The following is a 17823-nucleotide window of genomic DNA, read 5'->3' as shown; positions in this document are numbered from 1 at the left end:
CCCATTTGATGATGTCCGGGACGGGCGGGGCGGACGTACCGCCTCTGACCAGGGAAGAGGCCATGAAGGAACTGATCACGACGGATGGTGCGCGGCTCGCGTACCAGGACACCGGCGGCGAGGGCGTCCCGCTGGTGATGCTGCACGGCTGGGGGCAGACGCAGGCGATGTTCCGCCACCAGACCGAGGGTCTGGCGCCCGGCCGGCGCGTCGTCACCGTCGACCTGCGGGGCCACGGAAAGTCCGGCAAGCCGCGGCACGGCTACCGCATCGCCCGGCTCTCGCGCGACGTGCTCGAACTCGTCGACCACCTCGGTCTCGACCGTTTCGACGCACTGGGCTGGTCCATGGGCGTCTCGGTGTGGTGGAGCTTCGTCGACCAGTACGGAACCGGTCGGATCCGGCGCTTCGTCGCCGTCGACCAGCCCGCGGCGGTCGCCGCCGTGCCGTGGATGACCGAGCGGGAACAGCGGGACTCCGGCGCCATCTTCGACGTGTCGGGGCTGCTGTACCTGGGCGCGGCCCTCGCGGGTCCCGAGGGAGACACGGTCCGCGCCGAGTTCGTGCGCGGCATGTTCTCCGGCGAACCCGACCCCGAGGTGCTGGCGTTCGTCGCCGAGGAGATCAGGTCGACACCCGCCCACGCGGGCGTGCCGCTGCTGTTCGACCACTGCGCGCAGGACTGGCGGGACGTGCTTCCCCGGATCGACGTGCCGACCCTGGTGATCGGCTGCGAGGGAAGCCATGTGCACCCCGACTCGCAGCGCTTCGTCGCCGAGCGGATTCCCGGCGCACGCCTGCACGTCTTCTCCTCCGACGTGGCGAGCTCGCACTTCCCCTTCCTGGAGAACCCGCCGGCCTTCAACGCCGTGGTGGAGAAGTTCCTGGCCGGGGAGCCGGCGGGAGAGGCGTGAGCCGCGCCCTCCGCCCGCACGAACCCACGGTTAGGAATCACCATGACCCTCGCCCTCATGTCACGTGCGCCCGAACGGGTGCCCCGGCAGGCGACCGCTCCGGCCCCGCCCTCCTCCCCCTCGGGGTGGCTGGTCCAGATGCTCTCCGAGATGCCGGACACGAACGACCGGAACCACGTGTACCTCGGCGTCCACGTCCGCGGGCCCGTCACCGTCGTCCACGGGCGTGCCGAGACCCCGCTGGAGCCGAACGACCTGGTCTTCTGCGACCCGGCCCGACGGCACCTGCTGCGGTTCGGCCAGGACTGCCGGATGATCTTCTTCAGGGTGCCCCGCTGCTATCTGGGCGTCTCGGAGCCGGAACTGGACCAGGTGCTCGGCGTACGCGTACGCGGTGGCGAGGGCATCGGGGCGCTGGCCTCCGACTTCCTGACCGCGCTCGCCGCCAGGGCGGAGTTCCGCCGCTCCACGATCGGGGACCGGCGTGCCCGGACGGCCGTGCACCTCCTCTCCGTCCTGGTCATGGAGCTCCTCGAAGCGGACACGACGGACGCGCCCGACGACGCGTCCGGAGCCGGCAGCGAGATGCTGTCCCGTATCCACGCCCACATCGAAGAACACCTGACGGACCCGGACCTCTCGCCGGAGTCGATCGCACGCGCCCACCACATCTCCGTCCGCTACCTGCAGAAGCTGTTCCAGAACGACGGCAGCACGGTCAGCCAGTGGGTGCGGCAGCGCAGGCTCGAAGCCTGCCGGTTCGAGCTCGGCCGCTCCACCCGGAGAATCACCATGGCCGCGATGGCACACCGCTGGGGCTTCAGCAGCCCCTCGCACTTCAGCCGCACGTTCCGCGGGGCCTACGGCATGAGCCCGAGCGAATGGCAGGCGCTGGCCACCGCGGCCTTCGCGCCGAAGACCGACGACACCCAGGACGAGCGACGGCGCTGAGACGCACGCGCCCGTCGTGCCCGACACCGAGAAGAGAACGCGCATGCCCCACCCCACCGTCGTCCTCGTGCACGGTGCCTTCGCCGACGCGACCGGCTGGATAGGCGTCGTCGCGGAACTGCGGAGCAGCGGCATCCCGGTGATCGCCCCGCCGAACCCGCTTCGGGGCCTGGCGTCGGACGCCGCCTACCTCGCCTCCGTCCTGACGCAGGTCGAGGGCCCGGCCGTCCTCGTCGGCCACGCGTACGGTGGTGCGCTGATCACCGTCGCCGGCGCCGCGGAGAACGTCGTGGGCCTCGTCTACGTGGCCGCCTACGTGCCCGACGAGGGCGAGAGCCTCGGCCGGCTCCAGGGGAACTTCCCCGACCCTCCGCTGACGGGCAGCCTGAAGGAGTGGACCTACCCGCTCCACGACGGTGCCCGGGCGGTCGAGGTCACCATCGAGGAGACGGCCTTTCCCTCCGTCTTCGCGGCGGACGTCCCCGAGGACGTCGCCGGTGTCCTGGCGAGAACCCAACGACCGCTCGCCGCGGCCGCGTTCACCGAAGCCGCGACCGTGGCGGCATGGCGGACGAAACCCTCCTGGGCCCTGGTGGCCGGGGCCGACCGCACGATCAGCCCCGAGGTCCAGCGCTTCGGCGCCGCACGGGCCGGCGCCGTCGCCGTCGAACTCCCGGACGCCTCGCACGCCGTCGCCCTCTCCGAGCCCACGCGGGTCGCCGACCTGATCAGGGAGGCCGTACGGGCGACGAGCTGACCGACCGGGCCGGGCCGCCGGGAGCAGGGAGGAAAGAGGAAGTCGTGTACGGGAAGAAGCCCTTCGGTGCCGTCCTGCGCGGTCTGCGACAGCGAGACCGTCTGACGATGGAGGAGCTGGCCGAGGCGTCGGGTGTGAGTGTCCGGGCCATCGGCGACATGGAACGGGGGCGCAGTCTGGTTCCGCAGCGGCGCACGGTGGTGGCGCTGGCGGAGGGACTCGGACTCACGGACGACGAGCGGGAGGCGCTGCTGACCACGGCGCGGGCCGCGCGTCCGACGCGCGCGGTCACGGCGGCGGGAACGGTCGTGCCGCCGCGGTCCGTGGGGGACTTCACGGGGCGCGGGCCGGAGCTGGCGCTCCTGCGGGAGGCCGCGGAAGGGGCCCGTTCCGGCGGCGACGTGTCGGTGTGGGTCGTCTCGGGTCCTCCGGGATGCGGGAAGACGACGCTGGCGCTGAAGGCGGTGGCGGAGCTGGCGGACGAGTTCCCCGACGGCTGTTTCGTGGTGGACCTGCACGGGGTGGACGGACCCGTCGACACGGACGAGGCGCTGCTCAAGCTGCTGAAGGCCCTCGGCGTGTCGGACCGCCGCCTCGCGCACGAGGACGCACAGGGCCGCGCCGGGCTGCTGCGGGCGCTGCTGGGTGACCGCCGGTGCCTGGTGGTGCTGGACAACGCCCGCGACGAGGGACAGGTGCGTGCGCTGCTGCCGGCCGGCGGGCGGAGTCTGGTCCTCGTCACCAGTCGGCGGCCGTTGACCGGCCTCGCGGACGTCGACCGTCTGGCGCTGTCGGAGATGGCGCAGGACGAGGCGGTCGACCTGCTGCGCCGGATCCTGGGCGAGGAGCGTGCGGACGCGGAAGCCGCGGCTGTCGCACGGGTGGCGGAGCTGTGCGGGCGACTGCCCCTGGCCCTGCGGGTGGCGGCGAACTGGCTGACGGTCCGTTCCGGGTGGACCGTCGACCACCTGGTCCGGCGGCTGGCCGACGAGGAACGCCGACTCGGCGCGCTCACCGCCGGCGACCTACGGGTAGAGGCGGCCTTCGAACTGTCCTACCGCCAGCTGACCGCTCAGGCCGCGCGGATGCTGCGGCTGCTGAGTCTGGTGCCGGGCCCGGACATGACCGCCGCCTACGGCGCCGCTCTGACCGCCACCGACGTCTTCGAGGCCGAGGACGTGATGGAGGAGCTGGTCGAGGCCGGGCTGCTCCGTGCCGCCTGCACAGGACGCTACCAACTGCACGACCTGCTCCGGCTGTTCGGCCGCGCCCGGCTGTCCGGCGACGAGGAACCCGGTGAGCGGGAGGCGGCCGAGGACCGGTTGCGCACCTGGCTCCTGGAGACGGCTGTCGTCGCCGGCCGCTGGTACAAGCCCGGGTACGGGGCGCCGCCGCCGTCCTGGCAGGGCCTGGTCGCGCTGGGGAGCGCGGAGGAGTCCCGCGCCTGGCTCCAGAGCGAAGCGCCCTCCTGGCTCGCCGCGCTGCGCGGCGCCGCCCACCGCGGTGAGCACACCCGGGTCGTGGAGACCGCCCACGCCATGGAATGGTTCTGCGACCTGTGGGTCCACTGGGGACACTGGCCCGAGGTCTTCCACCTGGCCGCGGAGGCCGCCGCCGCGCTCGACGACCCGTACATGCGGGCCTTCCACCTCAACTGCCACTCCTGGGCCCTGAACGCCTGCGAGCGACGCTACCGTGAGGCCGTCGAACGGGCCGACGAGGCGCTGGAACACGCCCGCCGCGCACAGGACGTCCACCAGCAGGTCTCGGCACTGGTGCACGCGGCGAGCGGGCACCGGCAGCTCGGCGACGCCCGGATGCTCGCCGACAGATCGCTCGCCGCCGTCGAACTGTCGGAAGCCGCCGGCCACTACGAGGTCTGGCCGCATGCCATGCGCCTCTACGGAGGCGCTCTGCGCGTGCTCGGCCGTGCCGAGGAAGCCCTTGCCCATCACCAGCGCGTCATCGCCTTCCTCGATGCGCCCGACTGTCCGGTGAGCGGGCACGTCGCCGGCATCTACCGTGCCCACACGACGCAGGCACTCGGTCTCGACTGCGCCGCGCTCGGGCGGTGGCGGGAGGCCGCCGACCACCTTCGCAGCGCGCAGGTCCAGTCGCATCGCATCGGCATCTTCCACAGGGAGGCCGAACAGCTGCTGCATCTGGGAGAGGCCCTGATCGAGCTGGGTGAGACCGAGGAAGCCCGCTACGTCCTCCTTCAGGCCCTCGCCCTCGGAGACGCGGCCGACGACAACGAACGGAAAGCGGCGCGGAAGCTCCTGGACACGCTCCCCGCGCCATGAACGCGGCGGGCTCAGCCGCGGCGCCGGTGCAGGGCGACGTGCACGGTGTCGAGTGCCTGGACGAGGGCGGCGCGGGCGGAGTCCGTGTCGCGGAGCTGATCGAGCACCATGAAGCCGTGGATCGTCCCCTGGTAGCGCAGCGAGACCACCGGTACGCCGGCCGCCCGGAGCCTTGTCGCGTACGCCTCGCCCTCGTCGCGCACCACGTCGGCCTCGCCGGTGACCACCAGGGCCGGCGGGAGCCCGGCGAGCTCTTCCAGGGATGCCCTCAGCGGTGACGCGGTGACCTGGTTCCGCTGCCGCACGTCGGGCAGGTACTGGTCCCAGAACCAGCGCATGGTCTCACCGCCGAGGAAGTAGCCGGTGGCGAACTCCCGGTACGAGGGGGTGTCGAAGCCGGCGTCGGTGACCGGGCAGAGCAGCACCTGGTGGAGCAGCCGCACGCCTCCGCGCTCCTTGGCGAGCAGGGTCAGTGCCGCCACCAGGTTGCCTCCCGTCGAGTCGCCCACGGCGGCCATCCGGCTTCCGTCCAGGCCGATTTCGCCGCCTCGCTCGCAGACCCACTTCGCGACGGCGTAGCACTGCTCGACGGCGACCGGATACCGCGCCTCGGGGGCGCGCTCGTACTCGACGAAGACCACGGCCGCGTCCGCGCCCAGCGCGAACGCGCGCACCAGACGTTCATGGGTGTCGGCGTCGCCCAGCACCCAGCCGAGGCCGTGCAGGAACAGCACGACGGGGATCTCGCCGACGCTGTCGGCGGGCCTGACCACCTGAACCCGTACGTGACCGGTCGGCCCGCCCGGCAGGGCGAACCACTCCGTGGAGACGGCTTCCTCGTCGCGAGGGCCGGGGTCGTCCGTGCGCTGGAGACGTGCGAGGTCCAGACGGGCCCGTGCCACGTCCTGGTCGTGCGCCGACGGCGGGCAGGTGTGCCGGGACACGAAGGCCAGAGTGGGGTGGTCCAGGACTGGTCGAGGGGACGAGGGGAAGAACTCGGTCACACACGGTCTCCTGCCGAGAGGGCTGAAGCGAGAGGGTGATGCGGCGCACAGGTCCTGCTCGGGCGGCGGAACGCCGTGCGGCGGCTGCCGGAGCCGGGCACTGCCACCCCCGGCACGGGGCAGCCGGAGCGGAACCTCACCTGCCGGACGGCGCGAGACCGGCCCCGTGCCGGTCGCCACCGGGGACACCGGGTGCGTCCCCGGCGGGGATCCCGGGCGCCGAGGCGACCGCCGGGGCTCCCCCGAGACCTTCCGGAGCGGTACGCAGGTTGCGCCATTCACGGGGGGAGACGCCGTAGGCGGCGCGGAAGGACCGGCTGAAGTGGGCCGGGCTGACGAAGCCCCACCTCTGGGCCACGGCGGACACGGTGGGGGCCGTCCCGCCGCGGCGGCCCAGTTCACGGCCGCACTCCTCCAGGCGCCGTTGCCGGATGAGCTGGCCGACCGTGGTCCCCTCGCCCTCGAACAGCCGGTGCAGGTACCGGACGGAGATCCGGTGCGCCCGGGCGATGCCCTCGGGTGACAGATCCGGGTCGCCCAGGTTCCGGTTGATGTGGTCACGCACGCGCAGCACCAGATGGCCCGGTGCGTCCGTGTCCGTGCCGCCCGGATGGGCCCGCTCGGTGATCAGGGTGGCGAACAGTTCGACGACATTGCCGGCCAGCCGGTCCGCGACCGCCGGCGGGTAGCCGTCGGCAGGGGAGGAGGCCAGGGTGGCCAGGAACGGGAGCAGTATCGCGCCGAAACCGCCGCCGGTGCCGATGGCGTTGCCCGTGACCTGCCGTATGTCGCTGTCCGGCACGCCCAGCGTGCGGCGCGGAAGCTGGAAGACGTGCGTGGCGAACCGTCGCGGATAGTCGAAGGAGTACGGCCGGGTCGTGTCGTACACCACCAGGTCACCCTCACGCACCTCGGCCCGCCTGCCGTCCTGGGCGAAGGTTGCCGTGCCGGATGTCTGGACCCCGACCGCCACCAGCGCCTCGGACGACCTGGCGATGAGCGCCGGCGTACGGCTGACCCGCCCGGCGTCGGCCTCCACGGTGGAGACCTGGAGATACGCGAGACGGCTGGTGGCGATCCGCCCGTCGAACGGCCCGTTGCCCCGCGGGGCGACCTCCATCGGCACCAGCGTCCTGCTCACCGCATCGTTCCAGTACGCGACCTTGTCCTGGTCCGGCACGGAGGCGGTCGTCAACACCACGCTCAATTTCTCTCCGCTCAGGGGAAGTGACTCCGGGGCTGCCACGGACGCGAACAGGACGCTGCACCTGCCCGGAAGACGTCCGCCGGCGCCCGACAGGGCCGGAGGGCTCGTCGTACGGCAACGACCTCGGCGGCGCGCCACCGGACCGCCTCGACGAGGTCCGGTTTCCCGCCCGCAAGAACAGCCAAGCAGCGGGCCCTCTCCGTCTCCAGGCAGAACCACAGGCAGGAATCGGCAGAACACGCCGCCGGCCGCGTGCCGAGGCAGGCAGCCTCCGGCCGGGCCTTCGGCAGCAAGCTGCCGAACCCGCTGGTGACGGCGGTGGTCCTGGAGGCGTCGGCCCGCGGGAGGACCTCAGAGCTCCCCGCCGACCGGGCGGGCCCGCGTCGCCACGAACGTGGCTATCTGCTCCACGTACGGGAATCCGGGCTCCAGATGCAGGCGGCCGCGCTGCAGCGGGTTCGGTGCCGGTGTCACCGTCAGCCGGTGGGTCCGGTTGAACTCCTTGCCGAAGCCGTCCCGGACCGAGGTCACGGTGTGCCGCGCCTCGGTGATCTCGTCCCAGCTCACGACCACGGGCGAGCCGCCCTCCTGCAGCCACCCCATCCCTTCCTCCCACACCACCACCCACGTCGCCGGATACCGGATGCCGGGGTGCTTCGTCGCGGCGACGCCCAACGCCATGAGGGTGACGAGACCGCCGAACGAGAAGCCCAGGACGAGCGGGAAGGACAGCTCGGACCAGACGGCCACCACTCCCCAGGTCGTCAGGCCGCCGACCAGGAGCGCGAAGAACAGGGCCGTCAGCAGGGCGAACCAGGAACCGCCACGCCTCCGTGCCCCGACCGCGTAGCGCACCTCGCCACGGGCCACGCCGTCGATCGCTTCCTTGAACGCCTCGACCACGTGGTCGGAGAACCTCACCGCTTCCACCGCGCCTCCTTGGGTGTCCGGGCCAACTTCCTTGTCAGCGGAGTCCGTTGACGTCTCGATGTGCCGCCAGTATGCGGCACCCAAACGTTTGCGCCAAACGTTTGGGCAACGGTCGGGCCGCCCCGGGCCGCCGGTGTCGGACACCGCCGCTCCGCGGTGGGCCACAATGGGCATGAACGGGGAACGCCCCGTAATCGCGAGCAGGTTGACGGGCGAGGGAAGGAGCCACCGTCGTGGCGGGCAAAGGACCGGTGACGCTGCAGAGCATCGCCGAGCAGCTCGGCCTGCACGTCTCGACCGTCTCGCGCGTGCTGAACGGGCGGCAGGACGGCAGCACCCGCGCCGCGTCCGGCGACACCGCCCGCCGTATCCGGAACCTCGCGGACGAACTCGGCTACCGGCCCAACCCCTTGGCCGCCGGGCTGCGTACCCGCCGCAGCAATCTGATCGGCGTCCTCGTGCCGCGGCTGTCCGAGATCGTGATGGCCACGATCTACGAGGGTGCCGAGGAAGCCGCGGCGGCGCACGGCCTCTCGGTCTTCGTCACCAACACCCACGACGATCCGGCCCTCCAGCGCGAGCGGATCGCCATGGTGCTGGCCCGTCGCGTCGACGGCCTGGTCATCGGCGACGCCCACATGGACGGAGCCGCCCTCGACCTTCCCGGGCTGCGCACCACACCCTTCGTCCTCGTCAACCGCCGCACCAGCGCCGGACACACCTCCGTCACGTGCGACGACAGACTCGGCGGGCGACTGGTCGCCGAACACCTCCTGGCCCTGGGGCACAGGTCCGTGGGAGTCGTCGCGGGCGAGCCCTTCGCCAGCACCGGAGCGGACCGGACCGAGGGGTTCGTCGAGCGCTACCGCGAGGCGGGACTGCCGCTGCCCGCCTCGCGCGTCGTCCACTCGTCCTTCGACACGGCCGGCGGCAGACGCGCCGCGCTCGATCTGCTCTCCGCACCGGAAGACCGTCCGACCGCTCTCTTCGCCGTGAACGACTTCGCGGCCATCGGCGCCGCGGGCGCCGCCCGTGACCTCGGACTGCGGCTCGGCCGTGACCTCGCACTGGCCGGCTTCAACGACACGCCCCTGGTGGCGGAACTGCCCGTGCCGCTGACGAGCGTCCGTTCCCCGATGACCGAGCAGGGACGCCGTGCCGTGCACCTGCTGCTGCGCCGGATCGCCGGCGACGAGATCTCCTCTGAGGTCCTGACGCCGCGCCTCATGGCCCGAGAATCCACCGGCGGACCCGTGGGCGCGGCCCTGCTGTAGTCAACCGTCGCGCAGGGGCCCTGCGCGGCTGCCGTCAGACCGGGCTGTCCTCCGCGCGGGCGGGGAGCCGCCCCGCTGCCTCCAGCCGGGACAGCCGCCGGTGTTCCCGGTCGGCCCAGCGCCGCACCCGGTCGGGCTCCAGCGGGGTGCCGTGACCGACGTGGAGGGCGGTGGGGTTCAGGGCGAGCATCTTCCGCAGGCTCGCGAGGTTGTGCAGCGGGTCGTCGTGGAAGGGCGGGTTGGCGGGGCGGCCGCGGACCAGACCGAAGAGGGAATTGGCGATCAGGTCGCCGGCGACGAGGTCACCCTGGTCGGTGAGGACCGAGACCGACCCGGCGGTGTGTCCCGGGGTGGGCATGATGCGTGCCGAAAGCCCGAAGTCCTCCAGGTCGGTCTCGCCCGTGACCAGTACCTCGGGTTCGAGCGGTTCCACCGCGAGGTGCAGGTTCTTGTTCCTGGCCATGAGGCGGCCCATCGGTCCGGTGGGCAGGTAGGGCTCGCGGGCCCGCCCGGTGCGGTAGGGGCCGAGGTCGGCTACGTGGCCTGCCACGGGGGCTCCGGTCAGGCGGTGCAGTTCGGCGGCGGACCCGAAGTGGTCGATGTGGCCGTGGGTGAGGACGATCAGCGACACGTCGGTGGGTTCCACTCCGTGCGCGGCGATCTGCTCGTAGATCCTCCGGCCGCTGCCGGGCGTGCCCGCGTCGACGATGACGGGGCGGCGGCCCAGGAGCAGGTACGCGTTGATGGTGTGCCGGCCCATGACCGGGATGGGGACGACCTTGGTGCGGGACACGGTTCTCTCCTTGGGCATGGCTGTCTGCCGCCGCGCGGCGGTTCGCGGGCGGTCGGGGAGTGCGGGGGGTGGTTCAGCTGAAACGGCGCCGGTACTCGGCGGGGGTGGTCCCGAGACGGCGCCGGAAGGAACGGTGCAGGCTCTCCACGGAACCGAGGCCGCTGTGGGCGGCGATCTCGGGCAGGGTATGGGTGCTGTCCTGGAGCAGCCGCCGGGCGGCCTCGAGCCGTGCGGACTCGACGTACGCGGCCGGGGTGGTGCCGGTACGCGCGCGGAACAGCCGGGAGAAGTGGCGCACGCTCAGGTGCAGCCGTGCGGCCAGGGCGTCGGCGGAGAGGTCCTCGGTGAGGTGCTCGCCGATCCACCTGCGCAGGTCGTCCAGCCGGTCGCCGGGCGCCGCGGGGGGCGTGAGCGGGACGCTGAACTGGCTCTGGCCGCCGGCCCGTTTGACGTACATGACCATCGTGCGGGCCGTGGCGAGCGCGAGGCCGGGTCCGAGGTCCTCGGTGACCATGGCCAGCGCCATGTCCATCCCCGAGGCGATGCCCGCGCAGGTCCACAGACGGCCTTCCCGGATGAAGATCGGATCCGGGTCGACGGTGACGAGGGGGTGGTCGGCGGCGAGCCGCGCGGCCGTCCGCCAATGGGTCGTGGCGGTACGGCCGTCCAGCAGCCCGGCCGCGGCCAGCAGGTGCGCCCCGGAACAGACGGAGCCCAGCCGGTGGACGCCCGGTGCCACCTCGCGGAGCCAGTCGATGATCCCGCGGTCGAGCACCGGCTCCACCTCGTGGTCGCGCACACGGACGGCGCCCGACACGAGCAGCGTGTCCACGTCGCCGTCGACCTCGTCCAGGGTCAGGTCGGCCATCAGCCGGATCCCGCCGGAGGTGGTCACCGGCTCGCCCCGGGCCGTGGCGATGCGCACCGTGTAACCGGGGCGGCCGGTGCCGGCGACCCGTGTGGCGACGGAGAACACCTCGGCCGGGCCGGTGACGTTGAGCAGTTCGACGCCGGGGAAGGCCGCGATGACGACCCTGTGTGCGGGGAGCATGTGCCGATCATTTCGCCTCGCCCCGACGGCCGCAATGACCAGCTTCTGTCAGATCCGGACATGGCGGTGGAGCCGGGCGGGTGTGCCTCCGGTCGGGGAGGTGGCGCGGACGCGCTGAGTCGGCCGTCCCTCCCGCCGGGGGAACGGGCAGGTCGGAGTGCGTGCGGAGCGGTCCGGGAGGAAGATGGAGACGTGCGGGGGTGCGCCGGTGACATCTGCCGGGTGGTCAGCAACGGGATGTGAGCAGGATGGTTGACCGTGCAACGAGCAGTCGCGGCGCGGCCCGGGAACGCACGGAACGTGACTCCCGTGACTCCCGTGGCACCCACGGGTCCCGTGACCGCCGCCGGCACGACCGGCCCCGGCACCAGGTCCGCATTCCCGGCTTCGCGCGTGACGGTGCGGAGATCGGTCTGGGCGACGCCGTCGCCCGGGTGACCACGGCGGCCGGCATCCGGCCCTGTGGCGGCTGCGGCCGCCGCGCCGAGGCGCTGAACCGGTGGATGACGATCGGCGGCGCACGGGACCGCTGACGTACGGCCGGTCATTGCCGTGCGGCAGGCCCTCGTCGCACGCCGCCGCGCGTTCCGGCCTGACGGCCCGACAGAGTGTGCGTGAGGAGTGACCGATGGACGCCGAGATCACCGTGAGCGGCGACGGGCGCCGGGCGAACCCTGCCGGACCGGTCGAAGGCCGGCCACCAGCAACAGCACACCGCATCCGCATACCGCACACGGAGACATCATGAACCCCGTCGGCCCCGACACCGCCCCCGAGTACCTCAAGCGAACGGCCGAACCGGTCCGGGAGCACCTGTCCGCCGCCACGCAGCTCCAGACCTTCCTGGCCGGTGCCGGCGACCTCACCCTCGACCAGCGGCTGCTCCTCGTCGACCAGGCCCTGGTCCTCATGGAGGGGAACTACGTCCACCTCCCCCTGAAGATCGCGATGCACGCGGTCAACCCCGTGCAGCGGCTGCGGCTCATCCGCCGGGAGCTGGAGCAGCAGACACCCGAGACGATGGAACCGGAGTGGGTCTTCCACGCGCGGATGGCCCAGGTGTTCCACTCGGTGCGGGACCTGCACACCAACTACCAGCTGCCCGAGCCCTTCTCCAGGAAGATCGCCTTCCTCCCCTTCCGGGTGGAGGAGTGCACCGACGGACCGAAGCCCCGCTTCCTGGTCACCCGCGTCACGCAGGGCTTCTCCGCGCCCGGCTTCGCCCCGGGTGTCGAGATCACCCACTGGAGCGGCATCCCCATCGAGCAGGCCGTCGAGCTCAACGCGGCCCGGTTCGCCGGGAGCAACGCCGCGGCGCGCCGCAGCCGCGGCGTCCAGTCGCTGACCGTGCGCTCGCTCTCGGCCCATCTGCCGCCGTTCGAGGAGTGGGTGACCGTCAGCTACACCGACACCGCCGGAGCCTCGCGCGAACTGAGGGAGAACTGGCAGATCGTGGAGAACCTCCCGCCGATGCCCGCACCGAGCGGTGAGGCGGCGCTCATGATGGGCGTCGACGACGAGGGCGAGGAGATCAGCCGGGCCAACGTCATGCTCTTCGCGCCCCACGTCGTCGCACGGCAGCGGGCGGTGGACGCGGGACTGTCACCGGCCGGCGCGGAGGGCGAGATCGTGAGCACGATGCCGCAGGTCTTCACCGCCCGTACCGTCGACACCCCCTCGGGGACCTTCGGCCACCTCCGCATCCACACCTTCAGCGTCCAGGACGCCGGGGCCTTCGTCGAGGAGTTCCTGCGGCTCGTCGGCGAGCTGCCGCAGAACGGTCTGATCCTCGACGTACGCGACAACGGCGGCGGTCTGGTCTGGGCGTCGGAGTTCACCCTCCAGACGCTGACGCCGCGCCGGATCGCTCCCGAGCCGTTCCAGTTCATCAACACGCCGCTCAACCTGCGCCTGTGCCGGAGCAACCCCAGCCTGAGGCCCTGGCTGGCCTCCCTGGAGCAGGCCGTCGAGCTGGGCGCCGCGTTCTCGGCCGCCGTGCCCCTCACCCCGGAGGAACCCGCCAACGCGATCGGCCAGCGGTACTTCGGCCCGGTCGTCCTCATCACCAACGCCCGCTGCTACTCCGCCACCGACATGTTCGCCGCGGGCTTCCAGGACCACCGCATCGGGACCGTGCTCGGCACCGACGACAACACCGGCGCCGGCGGCGCCAACGTCTGGGCGCACAACGACATCATCCAGTTCTTCCCGATCCCCGACACGCCGTACCGCCCGCTGCCGAACGGAGCGGGCATGCGCGTGGCGATCCGCAGGTCGCTGCGGGTCGGCGAGCGCGCCGGTACGCCGCTGGAGGACCTCGGCGTCGTCCCCGACGTACGCCACCGGATGACCCGGCGGGACCTCCTGCAGGGCAACGTCGACCTCCTCGCGCGCGCCGGTGAGATCCTCAAGGCGCAGCCAGTGCGGGAGCTGACCGTCACCGACGCCACGCGCGCCGACGGCTCGCTCCGCCTGAAGCTCAGGACGGCCAACGTCGACCGCGTGGACGTCTACCTCGACCGGCGCCCCCGTACCTCCGTGGACGTTCCCGACGGTCAGATCGAGATCACGGTCCCCGGAGCCACCGGCGCCGGGTCGGTGCGGGTGGACGGCTTCGCCGACGGCGAGCTCGTCGCGGGCCGCACCGAGCGGCTCCAGCGCCCGTAACCCGTAACGCCGTCCGGCCGTCAGGCGGTACGGCCGAGGACGTCGCGGGCGGCCTCCTCGGCCGTGGTGCGGTCCTCCGGGACGAGGCCGATGCGGGTGCGGCGGTCGAGGAGGTCGGAGGCGTCCAGGGCGCCCTCGTGGCGGACCGCCCACAGGAGTTCGGCACCGGTCACGGGGTGGCCGGGCACCACGGGCCGGGCGAGGGAGGGGTCCTCCAGGCCGAGCGCGTGGACGGCCGGGGCCTCGGAGCCGTAGCGGTGCACGAGGCGCGGCGGTACGTCGAGCCCGGCGAGCGTCCGCGGCGCGGCGGCGCCGACCAGGGGCACCGACGCGGTGCGGCACGGGCCGGCGGTGAGGCCGCGGGCGGCCACGGCCGCGTCGACGGCGTCCTGGGCCATGCGCCGGTACGTGGTCAGCTTGCCTCCGACGACGGTGACGACGCCGTCGGGCGAGGTGAGCACGGCGTGCTTGCGGGAGATGTCGGCGGTCCGGCCGGCGGCGTCCTGGGTGTCGAGCAGCGGGCGCAGGCCGGCGAAGGCCCCGACCACGTCGCTGCGCTGGAGGGTGACGTCGAGCGCGGAGCCGAGGACGTCGAGGAGGAAGCCGATGTCGGTCTCGGGGACGTCCGGCACGTCGGGGACGGCGCCGTCGACGGGCTCGTCGGTGAGGCCGACGTACACCCGTCCGTCGCCCTGGGGGAGGACCAGGACGAAGCGGTTGGTCTCGCCGGGGATCGGGATGTGCAGTCCGGCGGAGAGCCGGCCGAGGTCCTCGGAGCGCAGCACGAGGTGGGTGCCGCGGGAGGGCCGCAGGCGCACGTCGTCGACGAGGCCGCCCGCCCACACGCCGGTCGCGTTCACGACCGCGCGGGCGCGGATGCGCAGCTCCTGCCCGGTGGTCTCGTCGCGGACCAGCGCGCCGTCGCGGTGGAGTTCGAGCGCACGGGTGCGGGTGAGGACGCGGGCACCGTGGGCCGCCGCGGTGCGGGCGATGGCGGTCACCAGGCGTGCGTCGTCGGAGAGCCGGCCGTCCCAGGAGAGCAGTCCGCCGCGCAGCCCGGTGGGGCGCAGCGCCGGGGCGAGGTGGCGGGTCTCGACGGCGGACAGCGCGCGCGGCCGGGGCAGCGTGCCGCGCGAGGTGCGGGCGGAGACGCGCAGCAGATCGCCCGCGACGAAGCCGGCGCGGGCGAGGGCCGCCTGGCCCCGGCTGACGAGCGGGGTGAGGGGCAGGACGAAGGGCTGGGGGCGGACCAGGTGGGGGGCGGTGCGCTCCATGAGGATGCCGCGTTCGACGGCGCTCTCGTGCGCGACGTCGAGCTGTCCAGACGCGAGGTAGCGCAGCCCGCCGTGGATCAGCTTCGAGCTCCAGCGTGACGTGCCGAACGCGAGGTCGTGGGCGTCGATCGCGACGACGCTCAGCCCGCGGGTGGCCGCGTCGAGGGCCGCTCCGGCGCCGGTGGCGCCGAGACCGACGACCAGGACGTCGACGACGCCGTCGACGCCGTCCGCGCCGTCGGCGAGCCGTTCCAGTTCGCGGCGGCGCCGCCCGGCGGACAGCGACGAGCCGGGCAGGGCGGGGCCGCCCGTGGCGTTCGCGGGGCTGCTCGTGGGGGTCATGGAGTGAGGGTCCTCTCCAGCAGGGTGCGCAGCTCGTCGAGGAAGGCGGCTTCGCTCAGTTCGGGATCGGTCTCGTCGGTCATGGTGCGCAGCGAGAGCGTGAAGGACTGGACGACGAGCAGCAGGGACCGGGCCTGCAGGTCCGTCCGGACGCGGCGCACGGAGCCGTCCTCGTGACCCTCGTCGAGCGCGGTGGTGAGCAGCCCGAGCAGCGCGTCCTGGCTGGCGCCGCGGCGGTCGAGGACGTACGGCAGCAGCAGTTCCGGATCGACGTCGACGATCTTGTGGAACAGCGGGTGGCTGCGGAACGCGGCGACTCCCGCGACCATGCCCTCGACGATCCGCTCCCGTGCGGGCCTGCCGTCGCCGGCCGCGTCGCCGTCGGGGCCGCCGTCGGCGTCGGGCGGCATGGCGCCCGCGGCGACGGCGATCCACTCACGGGTCATCAGGTCGCCGACCAGGGTGCGCACGTCGGGCCACCGCCGGTACAGCGTCATCCGGGACACGCCCGCGCGCCGGGCGACGTCGGTCAGGGTCGTGCGGCGTACGCCGACGGCCAGCACGCAGTCGCGTGCGGCGTCGAGCACGGGATCTGCGTCCGTATGGTTGTGACGAATGGGCGTCATCTGTCACAGTGTAATGCCAGTGCGGCCCGAGCGGCAGCGCCGTCCGTGAAACAGACCGTGAGGACCATTCGAATGGACATGTTGTGGAGCGGCTGGGGCGACCCGGCCAAGGCGGCGCCGCTGCCCGACGCGGTGACCGGCCTCCTGCGGGACCTGCTCGGCGTCACCCCGCGCGAGAGCGGCCCGGCGACCCTCGACGCCATCGAACCGCCCGCCCCCGCACTCACCGACGAGGCGCGCGCCGCGCTCCGCACGGCCGTCGCCGCGCCGGACGGCCTGCGGGACGACGCCGAGAGCCGCGTCCGGCACACCCGCGGCAAGTCGACCCCCGACCTGCTGCGCATCCGCGCCGGCGAGGTCGACGACGTGCCGGCCGCCGTCGTGCTCCCGGGCAGCCACGACGAGGTCCTCGCCGTGCTGCGCGCCTGCGCCGAACACGGTCTCGCAGCCGTTCCGTTCGGCGGCGGCACCTCCGTCGTCGGCGGTCTCGCCCCCGCCACGAAGCGCCCGTTCGTCGCGCTCGACCTGCGCCGCCTGGACCGGCTCGTCACCGTCGACGAGGTGTCCCGGACCGCGACCCTGCAGCCCGGGCTGCGCGGCCCGCAGTGCGAGGCGCTGCTCAACGAGCGCGGCTGGACGCTCGGTCACTTCCCGCAGTCGTTCGAATGGGCCACCGTCGGCGGCTTCGCCGCGGCCCGCTCCAGCGGCCAGGCCTCCGCCGGATACGGCCGCTTCGACGAGATGGTCCTCGCCCTCACGGTCGCCACTCCCGAGGGCACGCTGGAACTCGGACGGGCCCCGCGCTCCGCCGCGGGCCCCGACCTGCGCCAGCTGATCCTCGGCTCCGAGGGCGCCCTCGGCGTGATCACCGCGGTGACCGTGCGGGTCCGCCCGCTGCCGGAGAAGCGGATCTACGAGGGCTGGCGCTTCGCCTCCTTCGAGGCCGGCACTGCGGCACTCCGCCGGCTCGCCCAGGACGGCCCGCGGCCCACCGTGCTGCGCCTCTCGGACGAGTCGGAGACCTTCGTCGGACTGGCCCAGCCGGACGCCATCGGCAGCACCGAACTCCCGGAGAACCCGGGCTGCATGGCGATCGTCGGCTACGAGGGCACCGAGGCGGACACCGCCTCCCGCCGCGCCGCCGCCCGCGAGGTCCTGCTCGCCTGCGACGGCGAGTACCTCGGCGAGGAGCCCGGCGACAAGTGGGAGCACGGCCGCTACAACGCGCCCTACCTGCGTGACGCCCTCCTCGACGCCGGAGCCTTTGCGGAGACGCTGGAGACGGCCGCCTTCTGGTCCGCGATCCCCGGCCTGTACACGGCGGTACGCGACGCGCTGACCAGCACGCTCACCGAGGCCGGCACCCCGCCTCTCGTCATGTGCCACATCTCGCACACGTACGAGAACGGCGCCTCGCTGTACTTCACCGTCGTCTCGGCGCAGGGCGAGGACCCCGTCGCGCACTGGGCGCCGGTGAAGCGCGCGGCCAACGAAGCGATCCTGGCGGCGGGCGGCACCATCAGCCACCACCACGGCGTCGGCACCGACCACCAGGACGGCTACGTCCAGGAGATCGGCCCGCTCGGCATCCGTATGCTGCAGGCGGTCAAGGCCGAGGTGGACCCGTCCGGAGTGCTCAGCCCCGGAATCCTCGTCCCGGTCCGCTGAGCCGGCCGTCCGCCGGGTCGTCCGTGCGCCGCGGGACGTCCGCCGAGTCGTCCACGTGCCGC

Annotated in this window: 15 protein-coding genes; 8 read left to right on the top strand and 7 right to left on the bottom strand. The window is 73.1% G+C overall.

Features of this window, described 5'->3' with window-relative positions; translation table 11 throughout:
* The first annotated feature begins 62 nt into the window (after window positions 1-62).
* From ACFVGS_RS01325 to ACFVGS_RS01310, 4 genes are read left to right on the top strand one after another with little or no spacing between them, the layout of a single operon-like run.
* A complete protein-coding gene (locus tag ACFVGS_RS01325; RefSeq protein ID WP_384409495.1) occupies window positions 63-914 on the top strand; it encodes an alpha/beta fold hydrolase in 852 nt (283 codons plus the stop codon).
* Between the two features lie 42 nt (window positions 915-956).
* Window positions 957-1865: a helix-turn-helix domain-containing protein gene (locus ACFVGS_RS01320; protein ID WP_384409493.1), complete on the top strand. Its 909-nt coding sequence runs from the start codon at window positions 957-959 to the stop codon at window positions 1863-1865.
* Between the two features lie 43 nt (window positions 1866-1908).
* Window positions 1909-2622 (top strand): alpha/beta fold hydrolase, encoded by a 714-nt coding sequence (locus tag ACFVGS_RS01315; protein WP_384409491.1) that lies wholly within the window; start codon window positions 1909-1911, stop codon window positions 2620-2622.
* A gap of 44 nt (window positions 2623-2666) precedes the next feature.
* Entirely contained in the window at window positions 2667-4925 is a 2259-nt protein-coding gene (locus ACFVGS_RS01310) for an ATP-binding protein (RefSeq protein ID WP_385689181.1), read from the top strand.
* An 11-nt stretch (window positions 4926-4936) separates the two neighbouring features.
* On the opposite strand, the gene ACFVGS_RS01305 is transcribed toward ACFVGS_RS01310, so the two are convergent.
* From ACFVGS_RS01305 to ACFVGS_RS01295, 3 genes are all read right to left on the bottom strand, one after another.
* On the bottom strand, window positions 4937-5869 hold the full coding sequence (locus ACFVGS_RS01305) for an alpha/beta hydrolase (RefSeq protein WP_385689178.1): 933 nt from the start codon (window positions 5867-5869) through the stop codon (window positions 4937-4939).
* A 196-nt stretch (window positions 5870-6065) separates the two neighbouring features.
* Window positions 6066-7130 (bottom strand): helix-turn-helix domain-containing protein, encoded by a 1065-nt coding sequence (locus tag ACFVGS_RS01300; RefSeq protein WP_384409486.1) that lies wholly within the window; start codon window positions 7128-7130, stop codon window positions 6066-6068.
* A gap of 357 nt (window positions 7131-7487) precedes the next feature.
* Entirely contained in the window at window positions 7488-8066 is a 579-nt protein-coding gene (locus tag ACFVGS_RS01295; RefSeq protein WP_384409484.1) for a hypothetical protein, read from the bottom strand.
* A 233-nt stretch (window positions 8067-8299) separates the two neighbouring features.
* Here ACFVGS_RS01295 and ACFVGS_RS01290 point away from each other — a divergent pair, with 233 nt between their 5' ends.
* Entirely contained in the window at window positions 8300-9340 is a 1041-nt protein-coding gene (locus ACFVGS_RS01290; RefSeq protein WP_385689174.1) for a LacI family DNA-binding transcriptional regulator, read from the top strand.
* A gap of 34 nt (window positions 9341-9374) precedes the next feature.
* Here the strand turns inward: ACFVGS_RS01290 and ACFVGS_RS01285 are convergent, their stop codons facing one another.
* Window positions 9375-10133 (bottom strand): MBL fold metallo-hydrolase, encoded by a 759-nt coding sequence (locus tag ACFVGS_RS01285; protein ID WP_385689171.1) that lies wholly within the window; start codon window positions 10131-10133, stop codon window positions 9375-9377.
* A gap of 73 nt (window positions 10134-10206) precedes the next feature.
* Entirely contained in the window at window positions 10207-11184 is a 978-nt protein-coding gene (locus ACFVGS_RS01280) for a GlxA family transcriptional regulator (protein ID WP_384409478.1), read from the bottom strand.
* A gap of 248 nt (window positions 11185-11432) precedes the next feature.
* Between ACFVGS_RS01280 and ACFVGS_RS01275 the strand changes: the two genes are divergently transcribed.
* Window positions 11433-11717 (top strand): hypothetical protein, encoded by a 285-nt coding sequence (locus tag ACFVGS_RS01275; RefSeq protein ID WP_384409476.1) that lies wholly within the window; start codon window positions 11433-11435, stop codon window positions 11715-11717.
* Between the two features lie 211 nt (window positions 11718-11928).
* Entirely contained in the window at window positions 11929-13851 is a 1923-nt protein-coding gene (locus ACFVGS_RS01270; RefSeq protein ID WP_385689167.1) for a S41 family peptidase, read from the top strand.
* Window positions 13852-13871: 20 nt separating this feature from the next.
* Here the strand turns inward: ACFVGS_RS01270 and ACFVGS_RS01265 are convergent, their stop codons facing one another.
* The gene (locus ACFVGS_RS01265; RefSeq protein ID WP_385689165.1) at window positions 13872-15467 is read right to left on the bottom strand and encodes a glycerol-3-phosphate dehydrogenase/oxidase; all 1596 of its coding nucleotides are present in this window, start codon (window positions 15465-15467) and stop codon (window positions 13872-13874) included.
* A complete protein-coding gene (locus tag ACFVGS_RS01260) occupies window positions 15464-16093 on the bottom strand; it encodes a TetR/AcrR family transcriptional regulator (protein WP_384409470.1) in 630 nt (209 codons plus the stop codon). Before ACFVGS_RS01260 ends, ACFVGS_RS01265 begins: the two co-directional genes overlap by 4 nt.
* 72 nt (window positions 16094-16165) lie before the next feature.
* Here ACFVGS_RS01260 and ACFVGS_RS01255 point away from each other — a divergent pair, with 72 nt between their 5' ends.
* Window positions 16166-17761 (top strand): FAD-binding oxidoreductase, encoded by a 1596-nt coding sequence (locus ACFVGS_RS01255; protein ID WP_385689162.1) that lies wholly within the window; start codon window positions 16166-16168, stop codon window positions 17759-17761.
* Window positions 17762-17823 lie beyond the last annotated feature (62 nt).

Source organism: Streptomyces sp. NPDC127114 (assembly GCF_042677525.1).
Lineage (GTDB): Bacteria > Actinomycetota > Actinomycetes > Streptomycetales > Streptomycetaceae > Streptomyces.
This window is presented reverse-complemented; position numbering and strand designations above follow the sequence as displayed.

What these genes read in the sequence shown, in the direction of transcription:
- ACFVGS_RS01325 (WP_384409495.1), top strand. Translation starts at nt 63, where the DNA reads ATGAAGGAACTGATCACGACGGATGGTGCGCGGCTCGCGTACCAGGAC.
- ACFVGS_RS01280 (WP_384409478.1), bottom strand. Translation starts at nt 11,184, where the DNA reads ATGCTCCCCGCACACAGGGTCGTCATCGCGGCCTTCCCCGGCGTCGAA.
- ACFVGS_RS01275 (WP_384409476.1), top strand. Translation starts at nt 11,433, where the DNA reads ATGGTTGACCGTGCAACGAGCAGTCGCGGCGCGGCCCGGGAACGCACG.
- ACFVGS_RS01270 (WP_385689167.1), top strand. Translation starts at nt 11,929, where the DNA reads ATGAACCCCGTCGGCCCCGACACCGCCCCCGAGTACCTCAAGCGAACG.
- ACFVGS_RS01260 (WP_384409470.1), bottom strand. Translation starts at nt 16,093, where the DNA reads ATGACGCCCATTCGTCACAACCATACGGACGCAGATCCCGTGCTCGAC.
- ACFVGS_RS01265 (WP_385689165.1), bottom strand. Translation starts at nt 15,467, where the DNA reads ATGACCCCCACGAGCAGCCCCGCGAACGCCACGGGCGGCCCCGCCCTG.
- ACFVGS_RS01320 (WP_384409493.1), top strand. Translation starts at nt 957, where the DNA reads ATGACCCTCGCCCTCATGTCACGTGCGCCCGAACGGGTGCCCCGGCAG.
- ACFVGS_RS01315 (WP_384409491.1), top strand. Translation starts at nt 1,909, where the DNA reads ATGCCCCACCCCACCGTCGTCCTCGTGCACGGTGCCTTCGCCGACGCG.
- ACFVGS_RS01255 (WP_385689162.1), top strand. Translation starts at nt 16,166, where the DNA reads ATGGACATGTTGTGGAGCGGCTGGGGCGACCCGGCCAAGGCGGCGCCG.